The sequence below is a fragment of the Microbacterium helvum genome (genome assembly GCF_014779795.1).
GTDB classification, from domain to species: Bacteria; Actinomycetota; Actinomycetes; order Actinomycetales; family Microbacteriaceae; genus Microbacterium; species Microbacterium helvum.
In genome coordinates this window covers 205,239-229,086 of sequence record NZ_JACXZS010000007.1, presented here as the reverse complement: position 1 = coordinate 229,086, position 23,848 = coordinate 205,239, and the positions used below count along the sequence as shown (strand labels likewise).

Annotated in this window: 22 protein-coding genes; 10 read left to right on the top strand and 12 right to left on the bottom strand. The window is 70.7% G+C overall.

All coding sequences use genetic code 11. The features are described from left to right. Positions 1 to 50: 50 nt before the first annotated feature. The 4 genes from IF188_RS12395 to IF188_RS12380 all read right to left on the bottom strand — a co-directional run bounded on the left by IF188_RS12395 (position 51) and on the right by IF188_RS12380 (position 5,616). Complete coding sequence (locus IF188_RS12395; RefSeq protein ID WP_191172114.1) at positions 51 to 1,949, bottom strand: heavy metal translocating P-type ATPase; 1,899 nt, start codon at positions 1,947 to 1,949, stop codon at positions 51 to 53. Between the two features lie 33 nt (positions 1,950 to 1,982). Beyond that, on the bottom strand, positions 1,983 to 2,765 hold the full coding sequence (locus IF188_RS12390) for a ZIP family metal transporter (protein WP_191172113.1): 783 nt from the start codon (positions 2,763 to 2,765) through the stop codon (positions 1,983 to 1,985). A gap of 76 nt (positions 2,766 to 2,841) precedes the next feature. After that, positions 2,842 to 4,434 (bottom strand): AMP-binding protein, encoded by a 1,593-nt coding sequence (locus tag IF188_RS12385; protein ID WP_191172112.1) that lies wholly within the window; start codon positions 4,432 to 4,434, stop codon positions 2,842 to 2,844. A 105-nt stretch (positions 4,435 to 4,539) separates the two neighbouring features. Continuing rightward, a complete protein-coding gene (locus IF188_RS12380; protein WP_191172111.1) occupies positions 4,540 to 5,616 on the bottom strand; it encodes a Glu/Leu/Phe/Val dehydrogenase family protein in 1,077 nt (358 codons plus the stop codon). A gap of 219 nt (positions 5,617 to 5,835) precedes the next feature. Here IF188_RS12380 and IF188_RS12375 point away from each other — a divergent pair, with 219 nt between their 5' ends. After that, positions 5,836 to 6,309, top strand: coding sequence for a YbaK/EbsC family protein (locus IF188_RS12375; RefSeq protein WP_191172110.1), 474 nt, complete (start codon positions 5,836 to 5,838; stop codon positions 6,307 to 6,309). Next, positions 6,309 to 6,815, top strand: a complete 507-nt coding sequence (locus tag IF188_RS12370) for an ankyrin repeat domain-containing protein (protein ID WP_191172109.1) — start codon at positions 6,309 to 6,311, stop codon at positions 6,813 to 6,815. The genes IF188_RS12375 and IF188_RS12370 overlap by 1 nt, the downstream gene beginning before the upstream one ends. 13 nt (positions 6,816 to 6,828) lie before the next feature. On the opposite strand, the gene IF188_RS12365 is transcribed toward IF188_RS12370, so the two are convergent. Beyond that, the gene (locus tag IF188_RS12365; RefSeq protein ID WP_396652777.1) at positions 6,829 to 7,629 is read right to left on the bottom strand and encodes an IclR family transcriptional regulator; all 801 of its coding nucleotides are present in this window, start codon (positions 7,627 to 7,629) and stop codon (positions 6,829 to 6,831) included. Between the two features lie 52 nt (positions 7,630 to 7,681). Here IF188_RS12365 and hutH point away from each other — a divergent pair, with 52 nt between their 5' ends. The 3 genes from hutH (at position 7,682) to hutI (ending at position 12,178) form a co-directional block, all read left to right on the top strand. Next, on the top strand, positions 7,682 to 9,229 hold the full coding sequence (gene hutH / locus IF188_RS12360) for a histidine ammonia-lyase (protein ID WP_191172107.1): 1,548 nt from the start codon (positions 7,682 to 7,684) through the stop codon (positions 9,227 to 9,229). A gap of 2 nt (positions 9,230 to 9,231) precedes the next feature. After that, on the top strand, positions 9,232 to 10,926 hold the full coding sequence (gene hutU, locus IF188_RS12355) for a urocanate hydratase (RefSeq protein ID WP_191172106.1): 1,695 nt from the start codon (positions 9,232 to 9,234) through the stop codon (positions 10,924 to 10,926). 82 nt (positions 10,927 to 11,008) lie between these two features. Then, the gene (gene hutI / locus IF188_RS12350) at positions 11,009 to 12,178 is read left to right on the top strand and encodes an imidazolonepropionase (protein ID WP_191172105.1); all 1,170 of its coding nucleotides are present in this window, start codon (positions 11,009 to 11,011) and stop codon (positions 12,176 to 12,178) included. A 43-nt stretch (positions 12,179 to 12,221) separates the two neighbouring features. Here the strand turns inward: hutI and IF188_RS12345 are convergent, their stop codons facing one another. The 6 genes from IF188_RS12345 to IF188_RS12320 all read right to left on the bottom strand — a co-directional run bounded on the left by IF188_RS12345 (position 12,222) and on the right by IF188_RS12320 (position 17,775). Then, a complete protein-coding gene (locus IF188_RS12345; protein ID WP_191172104.1) occupies positions 12,222 to 13,112 on the bottom strand; it encodes a GNAT family N-acetyltransferase in 891 nt (296 codons plus the stop codon). Between the two features lie 29 nt (positions 13,113 to 13,141). After that, positions 13,142 to 13,612 (bottom strand): SixA phosphatase family protein, encoded by a 471-nt coding sequence (locus IF188_RS12340; RefSeq protein WP_191172103.1) that lies wholly within the window; start codon positions 13,610 to 13,612, stop codon positions 13,142 to 13,144. Beyond that, positions 13,609 to 14,508, bottom strand: a complete 900-nt coding sequence (locus IF188_RS12335; RefSeq protein ID WP_191172102.1) for an arginase family protein — start codon at positions 14,506 to 14,508, stop codon at positions 13,609 to 13,611. The genes IF188_RS12340 and IF188_RS12335 overlap by 4 nt, the downstream gene beginning before the upstream one ends. Positions 14,509 to 14,517: 9 nt before the next feature. Further along, positions 14,518 to 15,723: a DUF445 domain-containing protein gene (locus IF188_RS12330; RefSeq protein WP_224751826.1), complete on the bottom strand. Its 1,206-nt coding sequence runs from the start codon at positions 15,721 to 15,723 to the stop codon at positions 14,518 to 14,520. 79 nt (positions 15,724 to 15,802) lie between these two features. After that, complete coding sequence (locus IF188_RS12325) at positions 15,803 to 16,975, bottom strand: acyl-CoA dehydrogenase family protein (RefSeq protein ID WP_191172100.1); 1,173 nt, start codon at positions 16,973 to 16,975, stop codon at positions 15,803 to 15,805. Positions 16,976 to 17,019: 44 nt separating this feature from the next. Next, the gene (locus IF188_RS12320) at positions 17,020 to 17,775 is read right to left on the bottom strand and encodes an alpha/beta fold hydrolase (protein ID WP_191172099.1); all 756 of its coding nucleotides are present in this window, start codon (positions 17,773 to 17,775) and stop codon (positions 17,020 to 17,022) included. Between the two features lie 86 nt (positions 17,776 to 17,861). On the opposite strand from IF188_RS12320, the gene IF188_RS12315 reads away from it, so the two are divergent. Beyond that, complete coding sequence (locus tag IF188_RS12315) at positions 17,862 to 18,266, top strand: pilus assembly protein CpaE (protein WP_191172098.1); 405 nt, start codon at positions 17,862 to 17,864, stop codon at positions 18,264 to 18,266. 134 nt (positions 18,267 to 18,400) lie between these two features. Here IF188_RS12315 and IF188_RS12310 read toward each other — a convergent pair whose 3' ends face one another. After that, entirely contained in the window at positions 18,401 to 19,609 is a 1,209-nt protein-coding gene (locus IF188_RS12310; RefSeq protein ID WP_191172097.1) for an MFS transporter, read from the bottom strand. Between the two features lie 360 nt (positions 19,610 to 19,969). Between IF188_RS12310 and nrdH the strand changes: the two genes are divergently transcribed. Genes nrdH through nrdF form a run of 4 tightly spaced genes read left to right on the top strand, consistent with a single transcriptional unit; the run spans position 19,970 to position 23,841 of the window. Continuing rightward, entirely contained in the window at positions 19,970 to 20,203 is a 234-nt protein-coding gene (nrdH, locus tag IF188_RS12305; RefSeq protein WP_018172442.1) for a glutaredoxin-like protein NrdH, read from the top strand. Between the two features lie 57 nt (positions 20,204 to 20,260). Continuing rightward, complete coding sequence (gene nrdI, locus IF188_RS12300; protein ID WP_191172096.1) at positions 20,261 to 20,692, top strand: class Ib ribonucleoside-diphosphate reductase assembly flavoprotein NrdI; 432 nt, start codon at positions 20,261 to 20,263, stop codon at positions 20,690 to 20,692. Continuing rightward, positions 20,677 to 22,830: a class 1b ribonucleoside-diphosphate reductase subunit alpha gene (nrdE, locus tag IF188_RS12295; protein WP_191172095.1), complete on the top strand. Its 2,154-nt coding sequence runs from the start codon at positions 20,677 to 20,679 to the stop codon at positions 22,828 to 22,830. The genes nrdI and nrdE overlap by 16 nt, the downstream gene beginning before the upstream one ends. A 36-nt stretch (positions 22,831 to 22,866) precedes the next feature. Then, positions 22,867 to 23,841, top strand: a complete 975-nt coding sequence (gene nrdF, locus IF188_RS12290; RefSeq protein WP_191172094.1) for a class 1b ribonucleoside-diphosphate reductase subunit beta — start codon at positions 22,867 to 22,869, stop codon at positions 23,839 to 23,841. Positions 23,842 to 23,848 lie beyond the last annotated feature (7 nt).

Here is a 23,848-nt window from a genome sequence, read left to right as displayed (position 1 = left end):
ATGCCGCCACCCGGCCGGGTGGCGGCATCCCTCGCTTCCGCAACCGGGGCCTACGCGGCCTCGGCGACCGGCTCGCGCTCGTGCGGCTTCGCGGTGGGGATGACCAGCCCGGTCGCCGGACCTGTCAGGGCGCGCAGGGCGTACAGGATCGTCGCGAGATCGACGCCCTCCTGGATCAGTGCACCGGCGACTGCGGGGATCACGCCCGTCGTCGCGATGAGCATGAGGGCGATGCTCAGCGAGATGCCGATCCAGATCGCCGTGTACGCGACGCGCAGCGTGTGGCGCCCGATCGAGACCGCGTCGGCGATGCCGGCGAGCGAGTCCTTCAGCACGACGGCGTCCGCCGCCTCACCGGCGGCGGTCGACCCCTTCGCGCCCATCGCGATGCCGATGTCGGCCGCCGCGAGCACCGGCGCGTCATTGACGCCGTCGCCCACCATCATCACCGGACGCGGCCGCATCTGCGCCGCCAGATGCACCTTCTCGGGCGGCAGCAGCTCGGCGTGGACGTCGGTGATCCCGACGCCTCGAGCCACGGCATCCGCCGTCGCCTGGGCGTCGCCGGTGAGCATCGCGATCCGCTCGACGCCGGTGTCGCGCAGCCAGGCGACGACAGCGGCGGACTCGGGGCGCGGATCGTCCGCGAGCACAAGCGTGCCTGCGAAGCGTCCGTCGACCGCAACATACGCGGCCGCTTCGCCCTCGCGGATGCCACGCCGTACCGTGTCAGGCGCGAGCGAGGCCACGTACGCGGGCTTGCCGACGACCACCGTCCTCCCGCCGATCTGCGCCGTGACGCCGTTCGTCGCCACCTCATGCGCCTCGACGGCGGGAAGCAGGTGGATGCCGCGGGCCGCCGCCGCGCGGCGGATCCCGTCTGCGAGCACATGGCTGGAGTACTGCTCGGCCGAGGCCGCGAGCGTGAGCAGCTCGTCCTCGGCGAAACCGGCCGCCGGGACGACCGCGACCAGATCGGGCCGGCCCTCGGTGAGCGTGCCCGTCTTGTCGAAGGCGGCGGACCGGACGCGCGCCAGCTGCTCGATCACCGCGCCGCCCTTGACGATGATGCCCGCCTTGGCCGCTCTCGACAGGCCGCCGAGGAACGCCACGGGCGCGGCGATCAGCAGCGGGCACGGCGTCGCGAGCACCAGCACCTCGGCGAACCGGGTGGGATCGCCCGAGATCGCCCACGCCGCCCCCGCGATCACGAGCGACACCGCCGTGAAGGGGATCGCGAACCGGTCGGCCAGCCGCACCGTGGGCGCGCGATCCTCCTGCGCCTGCTTCACGAGCTCGACGATCTGCTGGTACTGGCTGTCGGCACTGCGACGCAGGGCGCGGATGCGCACCGCGCGCGACCCGTTCACCGACCCCGAGAGCACCTCGTCACCAGCCGAGCGACTCACCGGCAGGCTCTCACCGGTGAGCGACGACTCGTCGAACGAGCCGTCGTCGCTCAGCAGCGTGCCGTCGACCGGCACGATCTCGGCGGGTCGCACGAGCAGGACGTCGCCGACGCGCACGTCGGCGGCATCCGCGTCCTGCACCTCGTCACTGTCGGACTGCGGGTGCACGAGCACGTGCGCGACCTGCGGCGAACGGTCCAGCAACGACGTCAGCTCGCGCTTGGCGCGACGGCTGGCGTAGTCCTCGAGCGCCTCGCCGCCCGAGAGCATCAGCACGATCACGAGCGATGCCACATACTCGCCGACGGCCAGCGTCGCGATCATCGCCACGACCGCCAGCACGTCGAGCCCGACATGCCCGCGCATCACGTCGCGGATCATTCCGACGAGCGTCCACGCGATGATCAGGCTGACGTAGACGACCGCGATCCACTTCGTGGTGCGCTCGTACCCGGCTGCACCGAGCGCCAGCACCACGATGAGGACGACGATCGTGAGCCACACGATGGGGAATCGCACGAACCAGCGGAGGAACCTCATGCCTCACACCCTGGCACAGCAGGTGCGGCGGGGTCAGCCCGCCAGCTCGTGCAGGAGGAACGCGCCGAGGAACCCGATCGTCGCCCACAGCCCGGTCAGCGCGTGCTGCTCGTCGAAGGCCTCGGGGATCATCGTGTTGCACACCATCGCGAGCAGGCCGCCCGCCGCGATCGTCGTGATGAGCGCGACGAGGTTCGGCGGTGCGGCCTGGAACGCCGCGAACCCGAGCATCGCGGCCGCCACGGTGATGAGGGCGATGCCGACCCACAGCAGCGCGACGAACCGCCCGGTGCTGCCGCCGCGCTTCAAGGCGGCCGTCGACCCCAGTCCCTCGGGGATGTTGCTGATCGCGATCGCCGCCACGATCGGGATGCTGATCCCGCCCTGCAGCACCGACAGGCCCATGACGATCGACTCCGGGATGCCGTCGATGAGCGCTCCGATGGCGATCACGAGCCCCGCCCCGCTGGCCGCGCCGGCGGCGCCGGCGCGCCGCGCGACGATGCTCGCGCTGCCGTCGCCGTCCACGCCGGCGACGGGCTTGCGCTTCTTCGGCCTCGAGACGAGCTGGTCGGCGACGATGTACAGGATCGCGCCGCCGAGGAACCCCACGGTCGTCGGCACCAGCCCGCCGTCAGCGGCCGCCTCTTCGACGAGCTCGAAGGCGAGGGTCGAGATCAGCACGCCCGCGCCGAGCGCCATGATTCCGGCGACGACCCGCTGCGGGATGTCGATGAACCACGCGACACCGGCGCCGACGAGCAGCGTGCTGCCACCGATGATGCCGCTCAGCGCGGCGAGCCAGAGCCCATCCATGGCGCCAACCTAGTGGCGCCAAGACAGGATGCCCCGGCGAAACGCGTCGCCGGGGCATCCTGTCGATCGTCGCGCGTCAGACCTTCGCAGCCTCGCGCGTCCGCAGATCCTTGCGGAGGATCTTTCCGGCGCTGGACTTCGGGATCGCGTCGATGAACTCGACGCGGCGGATCTTCTTGTGCGGCGCGACCTGGTCCGCCACGAACGCCATGACCTCGTCGGCGGTGAGACCCGAGTCGGGCGCGGCGACGATGAAGGCCTTCGGGATCTCTTGCCTGTCGTCGTCGAGGACGCCGATGACGGCGGCATCCATCACCTTCGGGTGGCTCAGCAGCAGAGCCTCGAGCTCCGCGGGGGCGATCTGGTAGCCCTTGTACTTGATGAGCTCTTTCACCCGGTCGACGATCGAGAAGTAGCCGCCCTCGTGGTACACCGCGACGTCGCCGGTGTGGAGGAAGCCGTCGGCGTCGAGCGTCTCGGCCGTCGCCTCGGGCTTGTTGAGGTAGCCCAGCATGACGTTCGGGCCCTTGACCCACAGCTCGCCCGGCCTCGTCATGCCGTCGGGGCCGATCTCGGTGATCTCTTCACCGGTCTCGGTGTCGACGAGCTTGTTGAGCGTGTTGGGCAGCATGCCGCCGACCGAGCTGACCGGTTCGTCATCGCGGGCGTAGTACATCGCGTGCGACACCGGGCTCAGCTCGCTCATGCCGTACCCCTGCAGGAAGCGGGCGTGGATGCGGCGCCCGGCGACCTCGGCGGTCTCGCCGTCCAGCGGCGCCGCTCCCGAGAACACGGTGTGCACGCTCGAGATGTCGAACTGATCGACGATCGGGTGCTTCGCGAGCGCGACGGCGATCGGCGGCGCGATGTACAGGTACGTGCACTGGTACTTCTGGATGTTCGTGAGGAACTCGACCAGGTCGAACTTCGGCATCGTCACCAGGCTCGCGCGCTTGCGCAGCGCGAGGTTCAGCAGCACCGTCATGCCGTAGATGTGGAAGAACGGCAGCACCGCGAGCACGCGGTCTTCCGAGGTCAGGTTCATGTTCGGCACGCACTGGGCCACGTTCGCGACCAGGTTGCGGTGCGAGAGCATGACGCCCTTCGGGATCCCGGTCGTGCCCGACGAGTACGGCAGCACCGCGACGTGCGTGGCCGGGTCGAACGACACCTCCGGTGCCGGCGCACCCTCGCCCAGCAGTTCGCGCAGGTTCGGGTGGCCGGCAGCGCCGTCCAGCACGATGACGCGTTCGTGGGGAATGCCGACGGCCTCGGCTGCGGCGACGGCCTGGGGCAGCAGGGGACTGACCGTCACGAGCCAGGTGGCCCCGGCATCCTTCAACTGCTTCTCGATCTCTCCCGCGGTGTAGAGCGAGTTGATCGTGGTGACCGTCGCTCCGGCGCGCAGGATGCCGTGGAACACCGTCGCGAACGCCGGAACGTTCGGGCACAGCACGCCGACCACGGTGTCCAGACCCACCCCGCGCGCCGCGAGCGCACCGGCGAACAGATCGATCTGCGCGCGCAGTGCGCCGTAGCTCGTCTCGGCCCCGGTGGCGGGGTCGACGAGGGCGACACGGCCGAGGTCCTCGTCCGTCAGCGTCGCGAACAGGTAGTCGTAGACGCTGAGTTCGGGGATCTCGACATCGGGGTGGGTACTGGTGAACACCGGATCTCCTTTGATCGGTCGGGGTCGCGTAGCGCGGGTTGCGCCCATCATGCCACCTCGCACCGAGGATGTGGAACCGGATTCCGCTGCCTGTGGAACGCGGTCTCAGGCCAGTACGGCCTGCCGTCCTCCGGCGGCGAGACGCTCGGCGGCGAGACCCTCGGCCGCCTCGAGCGGCGTCACGCCCCGAGCCTCTGCCTCGTCGAAGATCCGGCGCACGGTGTCGCCGATGCGCCCGACGCGGCTCATGATCTCGGCGCGCGTGCCCAGCTGCTTGGCCTCGAGGTCCAGGTAGATCACACCGCCCGCGTTGACGACGAAGTCGGGGGCGTAGAGGATGCCGCGCCCGGCCAGTCGCGACGCTCCGCTGTGGTCGGCCAACGGGTTGTTCGCGGGCCCGCACACCGCCTTGGCGTCGAGCGCGTCGATGATCTCGTCGGTGAGCAGGCCGCCGATCCCGGCCGGGACGAACACGTCGGCGGGCACCAGGTGCTCCGCTCCCGGCTCCGCCCAGGCGGCACCGAGCTCGATGGCGAGGTCGCGCTTGGCAGGGTTGACATCGGTCACGGTGAGCCGGGCGCCCTCCGCCGACAGGCGGACGGCCAGGCGGCTTCCCACCTGACCGAGGCCCGAGATCGTGATGCGTCGGCCGTCGACATCGGCTGTGCCGGTGACGCGCTCCAGCGTGGCTCGCAGCGACTCGTACACGCCGAGGCTCGTCGGGCCGGCCGGCTCGCCCGAGCCACCGACCGCGTCGGGCAGGCCGACGACGTGCTCGGTGCGCTCACTCACGACCAGCATGTCTTCGGTGGTCGAGCCGACATCCTCGGCCGTGCGGTACAGGCCGTGCAGCGACTCGACCGCGTCGCCGAGGTCGAGGAACGCTGCCCGCCGGCGCTCCGTGTCGAGCACGGTCCCGGGTGGCAGCGCGATGACCGACTTGCCGCCGCCCGCGTCGAGGCCCGCCGCCGCGTTCTTGAGCGTCATGGCCGCCGACAGCCGCAGCGCGTCGCCGAGCGCGTCGCTCCAGTGCGGGTACGTCCACAGCCGTGCCCCGCCGAGCGCGGAGCCCAGCACCGAGGAATGCAGCGCCACGGCGATGAACAGTCCGCTGCGTCGTCCGGTGATCACCTCCACCCGTTCATGCGCGAAATCAGGCAGGGGCAGGGTGGTGTGCGTCATTGCGTGCTTCCTTCGGCGGGCTTCGTGGGCCGCTGGGTGGTGCTGCGGGTGCGGGTGGCGCGTCGCAGCGGACGACGCTGCGTCGCGGCATCCACTCTCATTCCACACCGGGGCGGCGGATTGTTCAACCGTTCGCGTGGCGATTGCGCAGATTGAAAGGTCGTGCGCGCATCTCGTGTACAGGCCGCGGCACAGTGCGCTGCTCATTAGGCTGTCGCCGTGACCGTGCTTCCCACTCGCAGCCTGCTCGTCCACGACGCCCTCCGTGCCGCCGGGATCGCCGGCGACATCGTCGTGCTTCCGGATGCCGCATCGACCGCAGTCCTCGCCGCCGAGGCGCTGGGTGTCGAGGTCGGCGCCATCGCCAACAGCCTGGTGTTCATGAGCGACGGCGAGCCGCTGCTCGTGATGACCAGCGGCGCGCACCGCGTGGACACGGCGGCGCTCGCCGAGCGGCTCGGACGCGGGAGGATCCAGCGTGCGAACCCGGATCAGGTCCGCGAGGCCACAGGCCAGGCCATCGGGGGTGTCGCGCCCACCGGGCACCCCGCGCCGCTCACGACGGTCGTCGACGAGGACCTTGCGCAGTATCCCGAGATCTGGGCGGCCGGCGGCACGCCGCACACGGTGTTTCCGCTGACCTACGACGAGCTGGTGCGCCTCACCGGCGGTACGGTGTCGAAGGTCGACTGATGGGGGCGGACGCGCGGGCCCGGGGTCTGCAAGCGGTCGCAGCCCTCAAGCGCGGCGACACCGACTCGGCGCTGGCGCTGATCGCGGCCGGAGCCGACGTCAACGTGCGCGACGACCGGCTCGACTCGGTGCTGCTGTACGCCGGGGCGAACGGTTACGACGACGTCGTGCGAGCGGCGCTCGCCGCCGGCGGCGACCTCGCCGTCACGAACCGGTACGGCGGCATCGCCGTGATCCCCGCCAGCGAGCGCGGGCACGTCTCGACCGTCGCGCTGCTGATCGAGGCGGGCGCGAACCTGGACCATGTCAACAACCTCGGCTGGACGGCACTCATCGAGGCGATCGTGCTGAGCGACGGCGGCCCCGCGCACCAGCGCATCGTCGAGCTGCTCCTCGACGGCGGGGCCGACCCGGCCCTCGCCGACGGCGACGGCGTCACCCCGCGCGAGCTCGCCGCGAGCCGCGGCTACGACGAGATCGTGGCGCTCCTCGACGCACACCTGTAGCCGCGGCGAGGAGCTACGCCCGCCTGGCGCGACCGATGCGGCGCTCGAGCTCGACGGCGGCCGCCTCGGCGCGCGCCGCGAGCTCGTCGGCGCGCGCATCGGCGTCGTCCGCAGGCCACGTGAGCGCGATCGCCGCCACCGGCCAGTCCGACGTCTCGCGCACGGCGACACCGACCGAGCGCATGCCCAGGGTGACCTCGCCGTCCTCTTCGGCGAACCCCCGCGTGCGCACCTCGCGCAGCAGCTCGCGCAGCTCTCTCGGCCGTCGGGGACCGCGGCCCGTGCGGTCGGCGAAGGCGGCGGCATCCGGGAACAGCGCCCGCACCTGCTCGCGAGGCAGTGCTGCGAGCATCGCCCGGCCGGTGGCGGTCAGGTGCGCGGGAAGACGCACGCCCACGTCGGTCACGAGCGCGGGCCGCCGGGGTGCGCGCTCCTCGACGATGTACAGCACATCGCGACCGTGCATGACGGCGAGGTGCGCGCTCTCTCCGGCCCGGTCTGCGAGGTCGGCGAGCACGGGACGGCCGAGGCGCGCGAGCGGCTCCTGACGCGAGTAGCCGCCGGCGAGCTCGAAGGCAGCGATCCCGAGACCCCACCGGCGATCCTCGGGCAGGTGCACGACGAACTGGTGCTCCTGGAGGGTCGCGAGCAGGTGGTACACGGTCGATCGCGGGATGCCGAGCGCGGTCGCGATCGTGCGCGCGGGGGTGGGCCCGCGCTGCCGGGCCAGGAACGACAGGATCCGCAGCGTGTGGTCGGCCGCCGGCACCTGCGGCCGGTCGGGCGATGGCGCCGCGTCTGGGATCACAGACACAGGATCCCACGACCCGCTGTCGCGCGGCACCCGCCCGGTGTGGAATCGAGGCATGACTGCTGAGCTCTCCGTCACCGTCGGCGCGACACCCCTGCGCCCCGAGGACGTCGTCGCCGTCGCCCGCCACGGTGCGCGGGTCGAGATCGCCCCGGAGGCGCTGGCGCGCGTCGCCGCCGCCCGCACGCTCGTGGAGGGTCTCGCCGACGATCCCGAACCGCATTACGGCATCTCGACAGGCTTCGGCGCGCTCGCCACGACGTTCATCGCCCCGGAGCGCCGCCTGCAGCTGCAGGCGAGCCTCATCCGCTCGCACGCCGCGGGCACCGGACCCGAGGTCGAGCGCGAGGTGGTCCGTGCCCTGATGCTGCTGCGCCTGCAGACGCTCGCCACCGGCCACACCGGCGTGCGCCCGGTGGTCGTCGAGACGTATGCCGCCATGCTGAACGCCGGCATCACCCCGATCGTGCGGGAGTACGGCTCGCTCGGCTGCTCGGGCGACCTCGCCCCGTTGTCGCATGTGGCCCTCGCCGCGATGGGCGAGGGACGCGTGCGCGACGCCGAGGGGATCGAGAGGGATGCCGCCGACGCGCTGGGTGCGGCATCCCTCGCTCCGCTCGTGCTCCGCGAGAAGGAGGGGCTCGCCCTCATCAACGGCACCGACGGCATGCTCGGGATGCTGCTGCTCGCGCTGCACGACCTGTCGATGCTGCTCGACACCGCCGACGTCGCCGCCGGCATGTCGGTCGAGTCGCAGCTGGGCACCGACGCGGTCTTCGCCGCCGACCTGCAGGCGCTGCGTCCGCAGGTGGGTCAGGCCGTGTCGGCCGCGAACCTTCGCGCCGTGCTCGCCGGATCGCCGATCGTCGCTTCGCACCGCGACCCCGCCGTGTGCACGCGGGTGCAGGACGCGTACTCGCTGCGCTGCTCGCCGCAGGTGCACGGTGCCGCCCGCGACACCGTCGACCACGCCGCGCTGATCGCGTCGCGCGAGCTCGCCGCCGCCGTCGACAACCCGGTCATCACCGACGACGGGCGCGTCGAGTCCAACGGCAACTTCCACGGCGCGCCCGTCGCGTACGTGCTGGACTTCCTCGCGATCGCCGTCGCCGACGTCGCCTCGATCTCGGAGCGCCGCACCGACCGTGCGCTGGACCGCGCACGCAGCAACGGACTGCCGCCGTTCCTCGCCGACGAGGTGGGCGTCGACTCCGGCCTCATGATCGCGCAGTACGCGGCCGCGGGCATCGTGTCGGAGCTCAAGCGCCTGGCCGTGCCGGCGTCCGTCGACTCCATCCCGTCGTCGGCGATGCAGGAGGACCATGTGTCGATGGGCTGGGCGGCGGCCCGCAAGCTGCGCCGCGCGCTCGACGGCCTCGCCCGCGTGCTCGCGATCGAGATTCTCACCGCTTCCCGTGCGCTCGACCTGCGGGCACCGCTGCAGCCTGGTGCCGCCACCGGCGCCGTCCGCGATCTCGTCCGCACGGTCGCCGGCGGCCCCGGACCCGACCGCTTCCTGTCGCCCGAGATGGAGGCGGTGACCGCGCTCGTCGCGTCCGGCGCCGTCGCCCGTGCGGCCTACTCGACCACCACGAAGGAGTGACGATGACTGTTTCGACAAGCTCGACCACCGAAGCGGGGGCGCGCACCGTCCGCGCCCCGCGCGGCGCCGAGCGCACCGCGAAGAGCTGGGGCGCCGAGGCCGCGAAGCGCATGCTCATGAACAACCTCGACCCCGAGGTCGCCGAGCACCCCGAGGATCTCGTCGTGTACGGCGGCACTGGCCGTGCCGCACGCAGCTGGCAGGCGTTCGACGCCATCGTGCGCACGCTCGACGAGCTCGAGCCCGACGAGACCCTGCTGGTGCAGTCGGGCAAGCCGGTCGGCGTGTTCCGCACGCACGAGTGGGCGCCGCGCGTGCTGATCGCCAACTCGAACCTCGTGGGGGACTGGGCGACGTGGCCCGAGTTCCGTCGTCTCGAGGCGCTGGGCCTCACGATGTACGGCCAGATGACCGCGGGCTCGTGGATCTACATCGGCACGCAGGGGATCCTCCAGGGCACGTACGAGACGTTCGCCGCCGTCGCCCGGTCGCTGGGCCGCGACGACCTGTCGGGCACGCTCACCCTCACCGGCGGCGCCGGCGGCATGGGCGGCGCGCAGCCGCTCGCCGTCACGCTCAACGGGGGAGCGGTGCTCATCGTCGACGTCGACGAGTCGCGCCTGGCCCGCCGCGTCGAGCACGGCTACCTCGACGAGTACACGACCGACCTCGACTCGGCTCTCGCCCGCGTCGTCGCCGCGAAGCAGGCCGGCGAAGCGCTCAGCGTGGGTGTCGTCGGCAACGCAGCCGAGGTGTTCGGCGATGTGCTGCTGCGCCAGCGCGCCGGCGAGCTCACGGTCGACATCGTCACCGACCAGACCAGCGCCCACGACCCCCTGGCGTACCTGCCGGTCGGCATCGCGTTCGAGGACTGGAAGGCCGAGGCATCCCGCGATCCCGAGGGCTTCACCGCCCGCGCCCGCGGCTCGATGGCCAAGCACGTCGCCGCCATGGTGGGATTCCAGGATGCCGGGGCCGAGGTCTTCGACTACGGCAACTCGATCCGCGCCGAGGCGCAGCTGGGCGGCTTCGACCGGGCGTTCGCGTTCCCCGGGTTCGTGCCGGCGTACATCCGCCCGCAGTTCGCCGAGGGCCGCGGACCGTTCCGCTGGGTGGCGCTGTCGGGAGACCCCGAAGACATCCGCAAGACCGACGAGGCGGTCAAGGCGCTGTTCCCCGACAACGCCGGGCTGGTGCGCTGGCTCGACAAGGCCGGCGACGCCGTGCACTTCGAGGGGCTGCCCGCCCGCATCTGCTGGCTCGGCTACAAGGAGCGCCACCTCGCCGGACTGAAGTTCAACGAGATGGTCGCCTCGGGAGAGCTGTCCGGGCCGATCGTGATCGGCCGCGACCACCTCGACGCCGGCTCGGTCGCGAGCCCGTACCGCGAGACCGAGGCGATGGCCGACGGCTCCGACGCGATCGCCGACTGGCCGCTGCTGAACGCCCTGCTCAACACCGCGTCCGGAGCGGCGTGGGTGTCGATCCATCACGGCGGCGGTGTGGGCATCGGGCGCAGCATCCATGCCGGGCAGGTCACGGTCGCCGACGGCACGGCGCTCGCCGCCGAGAAGCTCGAGCGCGTGCTGACGAACGACCCCGGCACCGGTGTGATGCGTCACGTGGACGCCGGGTATGACCGGGCTCGCGAGGTGGCGGTCGAGCGCGGCCTGCAGGTGCCGATGCTGGACGCCTGACGGCGGCATCCATGTCCCGAAGTTCACCGCCCTCAGGCCCCGCGGCGCGGCGAACTTCGGGACACGAAAGAGAGAGGGTGACATGACCGCGACACTCATCACCAACATCGGCGAGCTGACGACCAACGTCGCACGGCCCGGTGACGCCCTCGGGACGCTGCACGAGGCGGCGGTGCTGCTCGAGGGCGACCGCATCGCCTGGGCGGGCGCGGCGTCCGACGCACCGCACGCCGACGCGCTGGGAACAGTGGATGCCGGCGGCCGGGCGGTCATGCCGGGCTTCGTCGACAGCCACACGCACGTCGTGTTCGGCGGCGACCGGGCCGACGAGTTCGAGGCGCGCATGACCGGCACGCCGTATGCGGCCGGTGGCATACGGCGGACGGTCGCCGCGACGCGGGCCGCGAGCGACGAGGAGCTGCGCCGGCGCCTGAAGGGGTTCACGCGCGAGCTGCACGCGCAGGGGACGACGACGTTCGAGGTCAAGACGGGCTACGGGCTCACCGTCGACGACGAAGCGCGCCTGGCGCGGCTCGCGGCCGAGGTCACGCCCGAGGTCACCTACCTGGGCGCGCACGTCGTGCCTGCGGAGTACTCCGAGCGGCGCGACGAGTACGTCGACCTCGTGTGCGACGAGATGCTGCGCGCGTGCGCACCGCACGCCCGGTGGGTGGACGTGTTCTGCGAGCGCGGCGCCTTCACGCCCGAGGAGTCCCGCCGCGTCCTCGCCGCCGGGATGGCCCACGGCCTGCTGCCGCGCGTGCACGGCAACCAGCTCGGCCCCGGCGAGGGTGTGCGACTGGCCGTGGCGATGGGAGCGGCTTCCGTCGACCACTGCACGTACCTGTCGGACGACGACGTCGCGGCCCTCGCGGGCTCGTCGACCGTCGCGACGCTGCTGCCGGGGGTGGAGTTCTCGACGCGCCAGCCGTACCCCGACGCCCGCCGCCTCCTCGACGCCGGCGTCACCGTTGCGCTCGCCAGCGACTGCAACCCCGGCTCGAGCTTCACCAGCTCGATGCCGCTCATGATCGCCCTCGCCGTGCGCGAGATGGGAATGACGCCCGCCGAGGCGGTGTGGGCGGCGACCGCCGGTGGCGCCCAGGCGCTGCGACGCACCGACGTCGGCGTGGTGCGGCCCGGTGCGCGCGCCGATCTCGTGATGCTCGACGCCCCCACCCGTGTGCACCTCGCGTATCGCCCCGGCGTCCCGCTCGTCCACACGGTGTGGCTCGGCGGCACCCCGCTCTGACACCGCAGCCCCGGGCGGAGAGCCCTCAGGCGGTGGCTCCGGCTCAGGCGGGATCGAAGGCGATGTCCACGTAACCCGCGACGGGGTGGAAGCCCGCACGCGCGTTCACGGCGAGGATCGCGGCGTTGTCGGCCATGTTCTCGGTGCGCAGCGTCCGGAACCCGCGGCGGCGCATCTCGTCGGCGTGCACCTGCTTGACCCAGGTCGCCAGCCCGCGCCCGCGGTGAGCGGGGACGACGCCCGTGAACACGATGTGGGCGGCATCGCCGTCGCCCATCGCCGTCGTGAGTGCGACGTCCTCGTCGGCGATGCGCAGCACCACGGCCTGCCAGTCCTGTGTGAACCACGCGTCGAACATCTCGCGCTGCAGCAGCACGACGCCCGGCCCGGCGTCGGGCGCGTCCTCGCCGCGCTCGGTGAGGAACCGGTATAGGCGGTCGCGCTCGGCGCGGTCCGCGAGGTCGGGATGGTGCACCCTCGCACGCGGATCGGGAGGCTGGGTCGCCGGCGGCGATGCCGTGAGATCAAGACGGCTCACGATGTGCAGGCCGACTTCGGCGCCGCCGTGGCGGGCGGCGGTGCGGCGGCTCTCGGGGTCGTCCCTGTCGACGGACGTCACGAATCGACCGGACTCCCACGCCTCGCGCTCCGGGGCGAGCGCCTCCCACAGGGCCCGGCCGATCCCCGCGCCGCGGGCGGTCGGGGTGACCCGCACCCGGAACGGCGCGTAGGCACCGCGCCACGCCGCGCGACGGAGCAGGCTCGCGTGGCCGAGGATCGCGCCATGGTCGTCCTCGGCGACGACCACGCGGCCCGGAACCGACGAGAACACGCTGAGCTGGGTCGCCGCGCCCCCGAAGGGCACCGCATCACCGTCCCACAGGGCGTCCACGGCCGAGACGTCCTGCTCCGCGAGCGGTCGGATCCTCACCATCGCCGAGCGTCCTCTCGCCCCGGGCCGCGTCAGCGAGGCGTGTCGAAGGTCCAGTCGTCAGGGTCGAGCGCGGTCGCGACGTCCCAATCGTCCTCCTGCCACGTGAACGTCGCAACGGCGCATGTGGGCATGTGGGCGATGCCGTCGCCCGACAGCCGCCCGGCGAGCACGGTCATGCCCGGGTCGTGCGCGACGACCATGATCGACGGCATCCCCGCGGCGGCCGCGGCGGCCAGCAGCGTCGCGGCCGGCGCCCCGTACAGCGCCGGATCGCGCGAGACCGCGACGCCGAGCTCGGCAGCGAACGCCTCCGCCGTCGTGCGGGCGCGCAGCGCGGTGCTGGTGAGGATGACGTCGGGGCGGAATCCGGATGCCGCCAGCCGGGCCGCCATCACCGGGGCATCCCGCATGCCGCGGTCGTTGAGGGGACGGTCGTGATCGGCGAGGTCCGGGTCGCCCCAGTCCGACTTGGCGTGGCGCACCAGCGCCAGGCGGATCATGCGGCACTCCGGCGCGCCGCGAGGCCGGCGAGCAGCTCGAGGACGCACAGCGCGGCGAGGCGCACGGTGCGCCCGTCCGGGGCGTCGGCGGTGGCGTCGACCTCGGCGATGTCCGCGCTGTGCAGGCGCGGATCGGCGGCCGCCGCCCGCACGAGCGCCCGCAGCTCCCACGCCGCCAGCCCGCCGGGCACAGACGCGGGGCAGCCCGGCGCCACGGAGCGGTCGCACACGTCGACGTCGATGTCCAGGTGGATCGCGCCGCCTCCGGCGCCGGCGATCTGCACAGCTTCGTCCATGACAGAAGCGGCGCCCCGGCGGCGCACCTCGTCCATGGTGATGACCGTGATTCCGAGGTCGGCGGCGCGGCGCGCGTAGGCGGCCGAGTTCGCGAAGTCGGCGATGCCGAGTTGCACGACGCGGCGTCCGTCGAGCCCGTCCTCGACGAGCCGCCGCACGGGGGACCCATTCGACACGCCGTCGCGCAGGTCGAAGTGCGCGTCGATCGTGATGAGGCCGTCTGCGGCGGCGCCCTGCGTCACGGCGTAAGTGAGGGAGTTGTCGCCGCCGAGCGCAATCACGAGATCGGCCCGCCCGCGCAGTGCCCCCACCGCGGCGCGGACGGATGCCTCGCCCGCGGGCCCGTCCGGTTCGTCGACGTCGCCCGCGTCAGCGATGCGCAGCACCTCGTTCAGGTCGACCGGCGGTGGCCCGAGGAGGGTGGGGCTGTACCGGCGCAGCGCCTCGCGGATCGCGCCCGGGGTCGCGTGCGCCCCGGTGGGCGAGATCGAGGTGCGGTGCGCCGGGACGCCCAGCAGGACGGCATCCCACCCCCCGCCGGAGTCGATGCGCGGCCACGCGCCGGCGCGCGGCCAGAGTTCGTCGTGAGAGAGCGCCACGACTGAACGCTACCCGAGCAGGGCGTGCGCGACCGTGAAGATCGCGACGCCCGCGAGCGCCCCCACGATCGTGCCGTTGAGGCGGATGTACTGCAGGTCGCGGCCGACCATGAGCTCGATCTTCTCGGTGGTCTCGGCCGGGTCCCACCGCTCGACGGTGTCGGTGATGATCGAGGCGATGTCGTGCCGGTAGCGGTCGACGAGGAACACCGCGGCGTCGGTGACCCACGAGTCCACTCGGCGCTGCAGCGCGGGATCCGTCGTCATCCGCTCGCCGACCTCAACGAGCGCCGCCACGGCGCGTCGCCGCAGTCCGCTCTCGGGATCGGCGAGCGAGCGCAGCAGACCCGCCTTGGCCGTCGCCCAGGCTTCGGCCGCGAGCTCGCGCACCCGCGGGCTGTCGAACACGGCGAGCTTGGCATCCTCGAAGCGCCCGATGGTCGCGGGGTCGTGCTGCAGGTTGGAGGCGAGACGCTCGAGATAGCCGTCGATCGCGAGACGGGCGGGATGCCGGGGGTCGCGCTGCACCGCTCCGACGAACTTGACCGCCTCGTTGTAGACGGTGTCGTCGACGAGCCGGTGCGCCACCGACGGCACCCACGACGGCAGGCGCCGCGAGACGAGACCGGTGAAGGCGCGGTGGTTGGCGGCGAGCCATGCGGCGATGCTGTCGGCTGCGAGGTCGACGGCGCCGCGGTGCGCGCCGGCATCCACGATGCGCTGCAGCCATTCGCCCAGCGGCGGGCCCCACTCCGGGGCGATGAGGTGCTCGCGTGCGAGCTCTTCGATCACGTCGCGCACGTCGTCGTCGCTGAGCGCCTGCAGCACGCTGGACGCCATCACCGACGCCTCGGCGGCCACGCGCTCGGCATGCACGGGCGTGCCCAGCCACTCGCCGAGCCGCGCCGCGATGGGCGTCTCGACGAGCTTCGTGCGCACCACGTCGCCGCGCAGGAACTCCGTCTCGACGAACTCCCCGAGTGTGCGGCCGATCTCGTCCTTGCGGCTCGGGATGATCGCGGTGTGCGGGATCGGGATGCCCAGCGGATGCCGGAACAGCGCCGTGACCGCGAACCAGTCCGCCAGCGCGCCGACCATGCCGCCCTCGCCCGCGGCACGCAGGTACGCCAGCGCCGGCACCTCCTGCTGGAAGGCGAACGACACCGCGAACAGCGCCGCCATGAACAGCAGCGCTCCGAGCGCCACTCCCTTCATGCGCCGCAGAGCGCGGCGGCGCTCCTGATCGGCCGGGCTCAGGCCGACGGGCGAGGTCGCCGTCGCGGTGCCGGACACGTCAGTCCTCGACCGGACCGAGCCAGGCGGTCGCGACGGTGGAGTGCGCCGACTCGGGGTCGGACGGGTGGAAGAGTCCCGCCAGCACATCCCGGTACAAGCGGCCGAGTTCGTTGCCCGAGAAGTACGAGGACCCGCCCGCGACCAGCACCGCCTCGTCGACGACGGCCTTGGCGGCTGTCACTGCTCGGTGCTTGACGCCGGCGAGCAGCGCGAACCACTGGGATCCGCGATCGGCGAGCTCGTCCACGTCGCGGGCGAGCGAATCGATCTGCGGCGGCAGCGCGTCGTACGCGAGAGCCATGTCGGCGATGCGCCAGCGGATGTCGGGGTCCTGGCTGTAGGCCTTGCCGGTGCGCTTCGAGGTGCGCTTGGCGGCGGTGGCGACGGCGAGCTCGAGCGCACGCCGCGCGATGCCGGTGTACACGGAGGCGAGCAGCAGCTCGAAGACGCTGAAGATGCCGAACACGAGCGGGTCGGGGTTCGGCCCCGGCGCCAGACGTCGCACCACCCGGTCCGCGGGAGCGACCGCATCGTGGAGCTCGGTCGTGCGCGACTGCGTGCCGCGCATGCCGAGCGTGTCCCAGTCGTCGCGGACGACGACGCGGCCGGTCCGCACCTCCGAGCGCGGCACGAACGCGTACACCATCCGCGGCGCGTCGTCCGACGACGTGTCGAGGCCGTGCAGGCCCAGCTGCGTCCACACCGGCGAGAGCGACGTGAAGATCTTCGTGCCGGTGAACGAGTAGCCGCCGTCGGGGAGCGGTGCGGCATCCGTCCCGCTCCCGAACAGGACGAGATCGTTGCCGGCCTCGCTGATCCCGAACGCGAACACCTCGCCGTCCGCCGCGCCCTCCTGCACGAAGCGCAGGTCGTCGCTGCCGCGGTCGGCGAGCACTTTGGCGACGCCGGTCCACACCAGATGCATGTTGATCGCGAGGGCGGTGGCCGGCGCCGCACCCGCAAGACGCTGCTGAAGGATGGATGCCTCGGCCAGGCCCAGTCCCGAGCCCCCGAGCGCCTCCGGCACGAGGATCGCGAGGTACCCGGCCGCCTTCAGGTCGGCGAGGTCGTCGTCCGGGAAGGTGTTCTCGCGGTCGTGGACGGCGGCGCGGGCGCGGAAGCGCTCGAGTAGGTCATCGGGCAGGAACCGTGTCGGATCGAAGAGCGTCACCCCGCCATTCTTCCCCCGCCTGCGCGGTTCGGCGAGGAGGTGCCTCAGCGCAGCAGCGCGAGGACCGCCTCGATCGTCGCCTCGGGGCGGTCGCGGTGCGGCGAGTGTCCGGCGCCGTCGATCACGACGGCGGGCGAGAAATGGGCGTTGGCGGCGACCGCCGCCTCGACCGGCGTGTCGCGGAAGATCGAGCCCGTGCCGGCGGCGATCACGTCGACCGGGACCGCCACCTCCCGTGCGGCATCCGTCACGTCCCACGTCGGGTTCTGGGCAGTCGTCTGCTCGACGGCCCACCGGCTCGTCTGCTGCGAGGCGAGCGCCTTCAGCTCGATGTCCTGCGGGTGCCAGTGCGGGTGCGCGCGGCGAACCGCCTCTTGCGTCGGGTCGTCGAACGCGGCGGCGAGCCCCGCGCCGATCCCGGCACGATCGTCGGTCCCGAGCGCGATCGCGGGGTCGATGAGCAGCAGCCTGCGGGTCCAAGCGGGGTCGCCCGCCGCCGCGAGGACGGAGGCCGCCCCGCCCAGCGAGTGGCCGATGACGAGGTCCCAGGGTCCGCCGTCGGCGGGCCGGGCGGCCGCGACATCGCTCCCGTAGGCGGCAAGTGTGTAATCCAGCGCGCGCGGGGCGGCGCCGTGTCCGCGCAGATCCACGGCGTCGGCGCGCCAGCCGGCATCGGCGAGCGCCACACCGTAGCGCCACATCAGGGCGCCGGTGGAACCCAGTCCGTGCACGAGCAGCGCGCGGCGCTCGGCGGCGGCCGAGCCCCACGACAGGCGGGGGAGCGAGAGGGGCGCAGACATGCGCTCAGCCTAGGAGCAGAGCGCGAGACACCCTGCCCTGCGCGCCACCCGGCGTCACGCACGGCAGGATGGAGGCGGAGGTTGGCGTGATCTCGACGGAACTGGCGATGGCCCTGCGCGACGCGGGACTGGTGTGGCACCCGCACTCGGGCGACCGCTTCCAGCTCGACGAGCCCGAGTTCGAGGCCGACGTCTTCACGGTCAGCGAGATGACGATCGAGCCGCGGGAGTACCCGACCGGCCGCATCCTGGCCTTCAACGGCACCACCGAATGGGCACTCGACTCCGTCGCACTGGAAGACGCGCTGTGGCTGCCGCACGAGCACCAGCTGCGCGAGCTGCTGCGCGGCGCGTTCCGGTCGCTCACGCGGCTGCCCGACACGCACGAGGTCGAGATCGTCGTCGCGGGGGACCGCAAGGTCTTCGAGCACCCCGAACCCGCCGACGCCTACGCCCTCGCACTGTTGGAGCTGCTGCGACGTCTCGCCTGAGCCGGCGGGGGCGGCATCCACTTCCCGAAATCAGGAGATCTCGCGGACGCAGGCCGTTTCGTCGCAGACCGTCCTGTCTTCGCGAGATCTCCTGATCTGGGATGCCTCGCGGCCGAAGCGACCGACGGGCGCGGTCAGCCGATCGTCGGCACCGGCTCGGTGTCGGGGATGGGGCTCGCGCCCCGCTCGCGCAGATCGGGCTGATGCCGCACGAAGACGAGCGCCACGACCAGGGCGAGCGCACAGAACGAGGCCGCCGCCACGTACGCCGCCGTGACGCCGCCCGGACCGTCGATGAGGAAGCCGGCCACCGCGGAGCCGACCGCGGCGCCGATCAGCTGCCCGGTGCCGACCCAGCCGAACGCCTCGGCCGTGTCGCTGAACTTGACGCTCGCGGTCGTCATGGCCGACAGCACGCCCAGAGCCGGTGCGATGCCGATGCCCGCCACGAACAGGGTCGCGCCGATCCACCACACGTTCAGCCACAGGGTCGTGAGCACGAGGCCGAAGGTCACCACTGCCAGCCGGCGCACCATCGCCCAGCGCCCCATCGGCAGATGGCCGAACGCGAGCCCGCCTGCGAGGCTGCCGACCGAGAACACCGCGAGCACGAGACCGGCCTCGACGCCGCCGTGCGAGAACGTCGCCACGACGCTCGCCTCGACGGCCGAGAACGAGCCGATGAACAGGAAGCCGATGACCGTGGCGAGGAGGATCGGCGGACGTGTGAGCACCTTGCCCAGCGACCGCTTGCTGCGCGGGATGCGCACGCGGCCGACCTCGGGCGAGAGGATGAACCACGCGCACCCCGACAGCAGGATGACCACGACCAGCACGAGGCCGACGACCGTGCCGGCCTGCGTGGCGACGAAGGTGATCAGCACGGGCGCGAGGATCCAGATGATCTCCTGGAGCGACGCGTCCAGCGAGTACAGCCCCGTGAGCTGCTTCGAGTTGACGAGCTTGGGGTAGATGGTGCGCACGGCCGACACGATCGGCGGCGTCGACATCCCCGCGACGAACCCCAGCACGACGTACACCGGCACCGGCGCGATGAGGAACGCGATGGAGAGGAGGGATGCCGCCGACACGAGCGTCGTGAGCGTCAGGACCCGCCGCATGCCCCAGCGGCCCATCCACCGGCTGGTCACGGGGCCCGCGATCGCCTGGCCGATCGACACGGCCGCGAGGACGACTCCCGCGGCGCCGTACGAGCCGGTGATGCCCTCGATGTGGAGGAGGATCACCAGGCTGATCATGCCGTTGGGGAACCGCGCGACCAGCTGGGCCGAGATCATGCGGAGGACGCCAGGAGTGCGCAGAAGATCCCCGTAGCCGGCCACCAGACAACGTTACGCCACGGCCGTCGCACCACGACACGCCGACGACACGCCGACCAGGTGCGCGACACGCCGGGGACGCATTCCACAGCCGAATCCGATGTCGGACCCCGCGTCTACCGTCGGGGCTGTGGAGGGAAGCGGCCGTGGCTCCTGAAAGCCCCGTGATCCCGGCGGTTTCGAGAGCCCCAGGGCTGTGGATGAATCCGTGGAGAACCTGTGTTGTACATGGGGAGAACGGTGGAAAATCACACCGATGTAACTACTAGCCCTTGTGGTGCTTACGGATGTCGGTACCCATATGTAGTATTGGTCTCCCGGCGGGGGGACTGCCGGAGAAGTAACGACGGGAGCAGAATCGACATGGCGATCACGGTCTACACGAAGCCCGCATGCGTGCAGTGCACGGCGACCTACCGAGCCCTCGACTCGAAGGGCATCGAGTACGAAGTCCACGACCTCTCCGAGGACCCCACGGCCCTCGAGCAGGTCAAGGCGCTGGGGTACCTCCAGGCGCCGGTCGTCATCACCGATGAGGACCACTGGTCGGGCTTCCGTCCCGACAAGATCGACGAGCTCGCCGCGCGTCTGGCCTGAGGTTTCGGCGGCGCTCAACCACCGCCCTCAGGTCTGTCTCGTCGAAAGGGGGCAGGCATGAGCATTGTCGCGACGAGCGCACCGCTGCTGGTCTACTTCTCGAGCGTGTCGGGCAACACCGCGCGGTTCATCGAGAAGCTCGGCGCACGAGCAGTCCGGATCCCGCTCCATTCGACGGATCCGGCGCTCGTGGTCGACGAGCCGTACGTCCTGGTGACACCCACCTATGGCGGAGGCCAAGGGCGGGGAGTCGAGAAGGGCGCCGTTCCCAAGCAGGTCATCCGGTTCCTCAACGACGAGCGAAACCGCAGCCTGATCCGCGGAGTGATCTCCGCAGGGAACACCAACTTCGGCGAGCACTTCTGCATCGCCGGCGACATCATCAGCCGCAAGTGTCACGTGCCGCACTTGTACCGGCTAGAGGTATTCGGCACGCCTGAAGATGTGGAACGCGTGACCGCGGGATTGGAACGATGGTGGGAACTCTGACGCAGGCCGACTTCAAGACGGAGGCGCGCTTCGAGGGCATGGACTATCACGCCCTCAACGCGATGCTCAACCTGTACGACGCGAACGGGCAGATCCAGTTCGACGCCGACAAGCGCGCGGCGCGGGAGTACTTCCTGCAGCACGTGAACCAGAACACGGTGTTCTTCCACTCGCTCAAAGAGCGTCTGGACTACCTGGTCGAGAAGGAGTACTACGAGGGCGCGGTCCTCGACAAGTACTCGTTCGAGTTCATCCAGAAGCTCAACGACCTGGCCTACTCCAAGAAGTTCCGCTTCGAGACCTTCCTCGGGGCGTTCAAGTACTACACGAGCTACACGCTCAAGACCTTTGACGGAAAGCGGTACCTGGAGCGGTTCGAGGACCGCGTCGTGATGACCGCGCTGGCACTCGCGGACGGCGACGAGCGGCTCGCCGTCGGCCTCGTCGAAGAGATCATCTCGGGCCGCTTCCAGCCGGCCACCCCGACGTTCCTCAACGCCGGCAAGGCGCAGCGCGGCGAGCTCGTCTCGTGCTTCCTGCTGCGCATCGAAGACAACATGGAGTCGATCGCGCGCGGCATCAACTCCGCGCTGCAGCTGTCCAAGCGCGGCGGCGGCGTGGCGCTGCTGCTGTCGAACATCCGCGAGTCGGGCGCCCCGATCAAGCAGATCGAGAACCAGTCGAGCGGCATCATCCCCGTGATGAAGCTGCTCGAAGACTCCTTCTCGTACGCCAACCAGCTCGGTGCGCGTCAGGGCGCCGGCGCGGTCTACCTCAACGCGCACCACCCCGACATCATGCGGTTCCTCGACACCAAGCGCGAGAACGCCGACGAGAAGATCCGCATCAAGACGCTCTCGCTGGGTGTCGTCGTGCCCGACATCACGTTCGAGCTCGCCAAGAACGGCGAAGACATGTACCTGTTCTCGCCGTACGACGTCGAGCGCGTCTACGGCGTGCCGTTCGGCGACATCTCGGTCACCGAGAAGTACCGCGAGATGGTCGACGACCCGCGCATCAAGAAGACGAAGATCAACGCGCGCGAGTTCTTCCAGACCCTCGCCGAGATCCAGTTCGAGTCGGGTTACCCGTACATCATGTTCGAAGACACGGTGAACAAGGCCAACCCGATCAAGGGCCGGATCAACATGTCCAACCTGTGCTCCGAGATCCTGCAGGTCAACACGCCCACCACGTTCAACGAGGACCTGTCGTACGACCAGATCGGCAAGGACATCTCGTGCAACCTGGGCTCGCTCAACATCGCGCTGGCGATGGACGGCGGAGACCTGGCCAAGACCGTGGAGACCAGCATCCGCGCACTCACCGCGGTCAGCCAGCAGAGCCACATCGCCTCCGTCCGCTCGATCGAGGACGGCAACGACCGCTCGCACGCCATCGGCCTCGGCCAGATGAACCTGCACGGCTACCTCGCCCGTGAGCACGTGTACTACGGCTCGGAAGAGGGCGTCGACTTCACGAACATCTACTTCTACTCGGTGCTGTTCCACGCGCTCACCGCGTCCAACAAGATCGCGATCGAGCGCGGCGAGGTGTTCGACGGGTTCTGGGACTCGAAGTACGCCACCGGCGAGTTCTTCGACAAGTACCTCGAGCAGGAGTGGGCGCCCGCGACCGAGAAGGTCAAGGAGATGTTCGCCGGGCACCACATCCCGACGCAGGACGACTGGCGCGCGCTGAAGGCCTCGATCCAGCAGCACGGCATCTACAACCAGAACCTGCAGGCGGTTCCGCCGACCGGCTCGATCTCGTACATCAACAACTCGACGTCGTCGATCCACCCGATCGCGGCGAAGATCGAGATCCGCAAGGAAGGCAAGCTCGGTCGCGTCTACTATCCGGCGGCGTTCATGACGAACGACAACCTGGAGTACTACCAGGACGCCTACGAGATCGGCTACGAGAAGGTCATCGACACGTACGCCGCCGCCACCCAGCACGTCGACCAGGGCCTGTCGCTGACGCTGTTCTTCAAGGACACCGCCACCACGCGCGACATCAACAAGGCTCAGATCTACGCCTGGCGCAAGGGCATTAAGACGATCTACTACATCCGCCTCCGCCAGATGGCGCTGGAGGGTACGGACATGACCGAGTGCGTCTCGTGCACGCTTTGATGCTCTGACCAGGGATTTTTTGGAGAAGAAGGAAAGATGAGCGAGAAGCTCCAGCTCCTGAACCACGTTCAGGCGATCAACTGGAACCGCATCCAGGACGACAAGGACCTCGAGGTGTGGAACCGCCTCGTGAACAACTTCTGGCTGCCCGAGAAGGTGCCGCTGTCGAACGACATCCAGTCGTGGAACACGCTGACGCCCGACGAGCAGACCCTCACGATGCGGGTGTTCACGGGGCTCACCCTGCTCGACACGATCCAGGGCACGGTGGGCGCGGTGTCGCTGATCCCGGACGCGATCACGCCGCACGAAGAGGCCGTGTACACGAACATCGCGTTCATGGAGTCGGTGCACGCGAAGTCGTACTCGTCGATCTTCTCGACGCTGTGCTCGACGAAAGAGATCGACGAGGCGTTCCGCTGGTCGGTCGAGAACCCGAACCTTCAGAAGAAGGCTCAGATCGTCATGGAGTACTACCGCGGCGACGAGCCCCTCAAGCGCAAGGTCGCCTCGACCCTGCTGGAGTCGTTCCTGTTCTATTCGGGCTTCTACCTGCCGATGCACTGGTCGAGCCGCGCGAAGCTGACGAACACGGCCGACCTCATCCGCCTCATCATCCGCGACGAGGCCGTGCACGGGTACTACATCGGCTACAAATTCCAGCGTGGGCTCGAGACGATCGACCAGGCCAAGCGCGACGAGATCAAGGACTACACGTTCTCGCTGCTCTACGAGCTCTACGACAACGAGGTGCAGTACACGCAGGACCTCTACGACGGCGTCGGCCTCACCGAGGACGTCAAGAAGTTCCTGCACTACAACGCCAACAAGGCGCTCATGAACCTGGGCTACGAGGCGATGTTCCCCTCGACGGTCACCGACGTGAACCCGGCGATCCTGTCGGCCCTGTCGCCGAACGCCGATGAGAACCACGACTTCTTCTCGGGATCGGGCTCGTCGTATGTCATCGGCAAGGCCGAGGCCACCGAGGACGAGGACTGGGACTTCTGACCACCTC

Coding starts and splice junctions, on each gene's coding strand:
- IF188_RS12395 (WP_191172114.1), bottom strand. CDS start 1,949: ATGAGGTTCCTCCGCTGGTTCGTGCGATTCCCCATCGTGTGGCTCACG.
- IF188_RS12390 (WP_191172113.1), bottom strand. CDS start 2,765: ATGGATGGGCTCTGGCTCGCCGCGCTGAGCGGCATCATCGGTGGCAGC.
- IF188_RS12380 (WP_191172111.1), bottom strand. CDS start 5,616: ATGACGCACACCACCCTGCCCCTGCCTGATTTCGCGCATGAACGGGTG.
- IF188_RS12370 (WP_191172109.1), top strand. CDS start 6,309: ATGGGGGCGGACGCGCGGGCCCGGGGTCTGCAAGCGGTCGCAGCCCTC.
- hutH (WP_191172107.1), top strand. CDS start 7,682: ATGACTGCTGAGCTCTCCGTCACCGTCGGCGCGACACCCCTGCGCCCC.
- hutU (WP_191172106.1), top strand. CDS start 9,232: ATGACTGTTTCGACAAGCTCGACCACCGAAGCGGGGGCGCGCACCGTC.
- hutI (WP_191172105.1), top strand. CDS start 11,009: ATGACCGCGACACTCATCACCAACATCGGCGAGCTGACGACCAACGTC.
- IF188_RS12345 (WP_191172104.1), bottom strand. CDS start 13,112: ATGGTGAGGATCCGACCGCTCGCGGAGCAGGACGTCTCGGCCGTGGAC.
- IF188_RS12340 (WP_191172103.1), bottom strand. CDS start 13,612: ATGATCCGCCTGGCGCTGGTGCGCCACGCCAAGTCGGACTGGGGCGAC.
- IF188_RS12330 (WP_224751826.1), bottom strand. CDS start 15,723: ATGAAGGGAGTGGCGCTCGGAGCGCTGCTGTTCATGGCGGCGCTGTTC.
- IF188_RS12320 (WP_191172099.1), bottom strand. CDS start 17,775: ATGTCTGCGCCCCTCTCGCTCCCCCGCCTGTCGTGGGGCTCGGCCGCC.
- nrdH (WP_018172442.1), top strand. CDS start 19,970: ATGGCGATCACGGTCTACACGAAGCCCGCATGCGTGCAGTGCACGGCG.
- nrdI (WP_191172096.1), top strand. CDS start 20,261: ATGAGCATTGTCGCGACGAGCGCACCGCTGCTGGTCTACTTCTCGAGC.
- nrdE (WP_191172095.1), top strand. CDS start 20,677: ATGGTGGGAACTCTGACGCAGGCCGACTTCAAGACGGAGGCGCGCTTC.
- nrdF (WP_191172094.1), top strand. CDS start 22,867: ATGAGCGAGAAGCTCCAGCTCCTGAACCACGTTCAGGCGATCAACTGG.